Origin of the sequence: Bradyrhizobium sp. 31Argb (assembly GCF_043638955.1) — a bacterium.
Lineage (GTDB): Bacteria > Pseudomonadota > Alphaproteobacteria > Rhizobiales > Xanthobacteraceae > Bradyrhizobium.
The window spans coordinates 1-1136 of sequence record NZ_JBEGDB010000615.1; the positions used below are offsets into that span (position 1 = coordinate 1).

General features: G+C 59.6%; 1 protein-coding gene and 1 pseudogene. One reads left to right on the top strand and one right to left on the bottom strand.

Annotated features, from left to right (window positions below; translation table 11 throughout):
- The coding region (gene tnpA, locus AAFX91_RS41840; protein ID WP_394570366.1) for an IS66 family insertion sequence element accessory protein TnpA at positions 1-513 on the bottom strand (513 nt) is incomplete at its 3' end.
- Between the two features lie 294 nt (positions 514-807).
- Here tnpA and AAFX91_RS41845 point away from each other — a divergent pair.
- Positions 808-1136: pseudogene (locus tag AAFX91_RS41845) on the top strand (hypothetical protein); the annotation flags it as partial.

Genomic DNA, 1136 nt, shown 5'->3' on the forward strand with positions numbered 1-1136 from the left:
AGGCTTCCTCCTAAAAGAAAGCCTTGAATCACGTTCAATCTGATTTGAGAATCCCAAGAGTCCACACGGCCTAGTGCTTATTGGTGGGCGGGCACTCGGATGAAGATGCGTCCGCCAGTCGATTTCCACCTCATTGGCGTCGATCAAATCGCGCCACCGCCTCAGGCTGTGCTGCGATATGCCGTGTGCCCGGGCATACGCCTGCATGCTCAGACCGCACCACCTCATCGCTTCAACATGCATCGCCCAGAACGCTTGGACGGCCCTGCAGCGCTGGTCCTTCGACACCGGACTCCGCTTCTTGCGGAGCCGCTCCCGACGTTCCTCGCGACGCAATTCCGCACGTATTTTCAGCGTTTCGGCGTCAATCAGATGTCGCAGCCAGCGATCGAATGTGCCGCCACTGAGACGATGCTGACGACAATATTTGCGCTTGCTGAGACCGCTTCGTCGCCACGCTTCAACGTGTACCGACCAAAAAGAACGACGCGCTTCGTTCTTGAAATATTCCATACCCACCGGAGATCCTCCAATGCAGCAAGGAACCCGATATGGAACGACAACGCACTCACGGAAAGTCGTGCAGGATCCGGACGCTTACGGCAGCTAAGCGGGAGGGCAAGATAAAAGCACTGGCGCTATGGGGCGCCTAAGCCATTGTCTGCACATCCAAGTGTTGGCGACACGGCTAGCCGCGATGTCGCCAAGCGAGTTCTAAAGCAACGATCGCGCTCATTGATTGCGTCTGCGGCTTGGCAGCCGAGCGCAGGGTTCGCATATCCGCGCTCTTGCAACGGGGACTTGCTCATGGCCGGCGTCGACGACGACGAATTCGAGGTGAAGCTTGGGCGGATCGGCAATCGCAAGCCCGCGAAAGCGACCAGCTACCTTCGACGCGTTCGGCAAGAGGCGGCCAAGGCCAGCGCCGGTGCGTCCGGTTCGTCGTTCACAGGCGGCCGCATCGGCCGCGGCCGCGCGCAAGGAACGGTATTGGCCCAGCGTGGACGAAGCCGCGGCCAACGCCGTGTCGTGGTCAAGGCTCGGATCGTGCGGATCAAGTCAGGTGACCTAGGGTCTGTTGGGATTCATCGGGAGTTTATCACGGCAGCGGTCAGATGGATCATGGCTGCGAAGCT